The 250-nt window shown below is 52.0% G+C and carries 1 rRNA gene; it reads left to right on the forward strand.

The features are described 5' to 3' along the window. A 23S ribosomal RNA gene (locus CES79_RS12535) occupies nt 1–250 on the forward strand; the annotation flags it as partial.

The following is a 250-nucleotide window of genomic DNA, read 5'->3' on the forward strand; positions in this document are numbered from 1 at the left end:
ACAGCCCAAACCAGGAAGCTTGCTTCCTGGGGTTGTAGGACTGAACATTTGAGTTACCAAAGCAATGAATAGTCGAACGGTTTGGGAAGACCGGCCATAGCGGGTGATAGCCCCGTAGACGAAATTCATTGCTCTCAGTTCAGGATCCTGAGTACGGCCAGACACGTGAAACCTGGTCGGAATCCGGGAGGACCATCTCCCAAGGCTAAATACTCCCTAGTGACCGATAGTGAACCAGTACCGTGAGGGA

It is taken from the genome of Secundilactobacillus silagei JCM 19001, from assembly GCF_002217945.1.
In the GTDB taxonomy this organism is placed as follows: domain Bacteria; phylum Bacillota; class Bacilli; order Lactobacillales; family Lactobacillaceae; genus Secundilactobacillus; species Secundilactobacillus silagei.